Origin of the sequence: Aquabacterium sp. UBA2148, assembly GCF_002328915.1 — a bacterium.
In the GTDB taxonomy this organism is placed as follows: Bacteria; Pseudomonadota; Gammaproteobacteria; order Burkholderiales; family Burkholderiaceae_C; genus Aquabacterium; species Aquabacterium parvum.
In genome coordinates, this window is sequence record NZ_DCXA01000148.1 from 11,439 (window position 1) to 14,180 (window position 2,742).

The following is a 2,742-nucleotide window of genomic DNA, read 5'->3' on the forward strand; positions in this document are numbered from 1 at the left end:
TTCGTCATGGCTTCGGCCCTCCTCGTAGCGTGCACGAGCCACGGCAAAGCGTGCGTCGACCAGCCGATCGTGCTCCAGGGCGCGTGACTTGGCGTCGTCGAGCATGCGGCGACGCCACGCATCAAAGGTAGCACCCCACCAGAACGGAAGCCCCTTGACCACGTAATCGGGCTGCGGTAACTCCTCGGGGTCGAACGGGGCGGCAAGGTCTTCGGAAAATGCGACGAAGTCCTCACGCATCGCATCGTCGGGGTCGCGCTTCAGATAGTCGTGCGGTGTAGGTTTGCGGGTCAAGATGCCACCTCCATCACAGTGACATCCGCCGCGCCGGTCTTGCGCTGCAGCTCGGCGATGAAGGATGCACGCGCAGCTCGGTAGCGGTCAACAACGCGGCGCATTGCTCGCCCTTGGGGCGGGTGAGGTGCCCAGGTGGCAGACAGCGCAACCACCGGGCCCGGGCTGGGCGTGACCTCGAACTCGACTGAGAAGCCGAGGCCGCAGCCGATGGGCCTAGAGCGAACGGGGCGGAGGGCTTCAGGCATGAGCACCCCCAGTCGTTTGGGCACGCAGCCATGCCTGCACGTCGCCGGTGCGCCAGCGCGAGATTTTCGGACCGATCTTCACCGGGCAGGGGAAGCGATCTTCACGAACGCGCCTGTACAGCTCCGTGCGGGACAAGCTCGTAAGCGCCTGCACCGCACTGATCCGAAGCAGGGCGTCAGGACAGTCAAGAATCAAGGGCGGCTTTTGACCTCTGTGGTCCGTACTGGTTTGCATAGGTACTCTCCTGTTGTTGCAGGGGCACTGTGCAATTAGGCGACCGAGGTAAGCGCACCCCCCCTATTTGAGGGGGGGGTCAAATGCCTTGATGGGAGCTTTGATGGGTGGGCAGAAAATCAGCAGCCCGAAAAGCAAAAAACCCAAGTGAAATCAATCACTTGGGTTTGCGTGTTGGCGGAGAGGGCGGGATTCGAACCCGCGGTGGGCTATTAACCCACACACGCTTTCCAGGCGTGCGACTTAAACCGCTCATCCACCTCTCCGTGAAGCCCGCAAGTATAGCCCAGGTTTCGTCAGTTGACCGAGACCTTCTTGCCATCCTTGTAGGTGTAGAGCGTCATGGCCGGGTTCTTGAGTTCGCCGTTGGGCTCGAACGACACCTTGGCCGTCACGCCCGCGTAAGCCGCCTCGGCGATCTTGGGGCCGTAGACCTTCGGGTCGGTCGAGTTGGCGCGCTTCATGGCGTCCACCAGCACCATCGTGGCGTCGTAGGTGTAGGGTGAATAGACTTGGTACTGCTTGGGGAACATGGCTTCGTACTTGTCGCGCCAGGCCTTGCCCTGAGGCAGCTTGTCCAGCGAAGCGCCGCCCACGGCGCACACCACGTTGCCCAGCGTGCGAGCACCGCTGGAGAGCTTGACCAGCTGGTCGGTGCAGATGCCGTCGCCACCGAACAGGTAGGCCTTGGTCAGGCCCAACTGCTGCATCTGGCGCAGCATGGGGCCGGCCTGCGGGTCCATGCCACCGAAGAAGATGCCGTCAGGCTTCTTGTTCTTGATGGCGGTGAGGATGGACATGAAGTCCACGGCCTTGTCGTTGGTGTATTGCTGGCTGACCACTTCCATGCCCAGCTGCTGCGCGGTTCGCGCGAACACCTCGGCCACGCCCTTGCCGTAGGCCGTGCGGTCATCGATGATCGCGACCTTCTTGAGCTTGAGCACCTGCTGCGCATGGCGGGCCAGGCCAGCACCCAGCTCGTTGTCGTTGGCCAGCAGGCGGAAGACGTTTTTGTAGCCCAGTTGCGTCAGCTCGGGGTTGGTGGCCGAGGGCGAGATCATGGGCAGGCCGCACTGGTTGTAGACCTTGGACGCCGGGATGGTGGTGCCCGAGTTCAGGTGCCCGACCACGCCGTTGACCTTGGCGTCGCACAACTTTTGCGCGGCTGCGGTGCCCTGCTTGGGGTCGGCAGCGTCGTCTTCGGCAACCAGCTCGAACTTGACCTTCTTGCCGCCGATGCTGAGGCCTTGCGAGTTCAGCTCGGCCACGGCCATGCGAGCGCCGTTTTCGTTGTCACGCCCGTAGTGGGCCTGCGGACCGGACACCGGGCCGACGTGGCCAATGCGCACCACGGTTTGAGCCTGGGCCTGCGAGAGCGGCAGGCCGGCAAGGATGAGGCCGGCGGCAGCCAGCAGCGAAGACGGGATCGGACGCAATTTCATCAGGACCTCGTTGGCAGTTTTTGGGTTGGATCGGTGCATGCGATGCGGGCGACATCAGCGTTGGCGGAGCTTGGCCAGCTCCTGAGCCACGGAGCGCGCCACCACATCCTTGAGGGTACGGTTGAGTTCATCGCGCAGGTCGCGCGCGATGGCTTCGGTGTGACGGGCGAGCAAAGGCGCCATCGCTTCTTTCAAGCGGAACTCCAGCATGCTGTCGATCTGCCTTTGCACATCGGACAACACGCGATGCGCCAGTTGTGCCTCGGACACCACAGGCGGTACATTCGGCTGGGGCTGGGCCGACGCCGGTTGGGGCAATGACCGTGACTGCGCCGGCGTCAGCGGCTCAGCAGCGGGTGAAGTCACCACTTCACCCAGCACCGGCAAGGCGTCGAACGGCACCGGCGGTCGGGCGCTGGCAACCGGGGAGGCCGCGGTCCAAGGCTTCGCGGGGGCCACCGCAGGTGGGGCGCCGGCTGGCGGGTTGACCGCCGGCTGGGCGCTCGCCTGCCCCTGCACATCG

The 2,742-nt window shown here is 64.2% G+C and carries 5 protein-coding genes and 1 tRNA gene; all 6 read right to left on the reverse strand.

The features are described from left to right. Positions 1-294 (reverse strand): hypothetical protein (locus tag B2W70_RS08105; protein WP_286744603.1); only part of this gene is annotated, 294 nt, incomplete at its 3' end. Next, positions 291-542: a hypothetical protein gene (locus tag B2W70_RS08110; RefSeq protein WP_286744605.1), complete on the reverse strand. Its 252-nt coding sequence runs from the start codon at positions 540-542 to the stop codon at positions 291-293. The genes B2W70_RS08110 and B2W70_RS08105, both read right to left, overlap by 4 nt. After that, positions 535-777, reverse strand: coding sequence for a helix-turn-helix transcriptional regulator (locus B2W70_RS08115; protein ID WP_286744607.1), 243 nt, complete (start codon positions 775-777; stop codon positions 535-537). Before B2W70_RS08115 ends, B2W70_RS08110 begins: the two co-directional genes overlap by 8 nt. A gap of 175 nt (positions 778-952) precedes the next feature. Beyond that, positions 953-1,043 (reverse strand) — tRNA-Ser (locus B2W70_RS08120). 30 nt (positions 1,044-1,073) lie between these two features. After that, a complete protein-coding gene (locus B2W70_RS08125; RefSeq protein ID WP_286744609.1) occupies positions 1,074-2,219 on the reverse strand; it encodes a branched-chain amino acid ABC transporter substrate-binding protein in 1,146 nt (381 codons plus the stop codon). A gap of 54 nt (positions 2,220-2,273) precedes the next feature. Next, on the reverse strand, positions 2,274-2,742 hold a 469-nt coding region (locus B2W70_RS08130), incomplete at its 5' end, for a hypothetical protein (protein ID WP_414631037.1).

What these genes read in the sequence shown, in the direction of transcription:
- B2W70_RS08125 (WP_286744609.1), bottom strand. Translation starts at nt 2,219, where the DNA reads ATGAAATTGCGTCCGATCCCGTCTTCGCTGCTGGCTGCCGCCGGCCTC.
- B2W70_RS08115 (WP_286744607.1), bottom strand. Translation starts at nt 777, where the DNA reads ATGCAAACCAGTACGGACCACAGAGGTCAAAAGCCGCCCTTGATTCTT.
- B2W70_RS08110 (WP_286744605.1), bottom strand. Translation starts at nt 542, where the DNA reads ATGCCTGAAGCCCTCCGCCCCGTTCGCTCTAGGCCCATCGGCTGCGGC.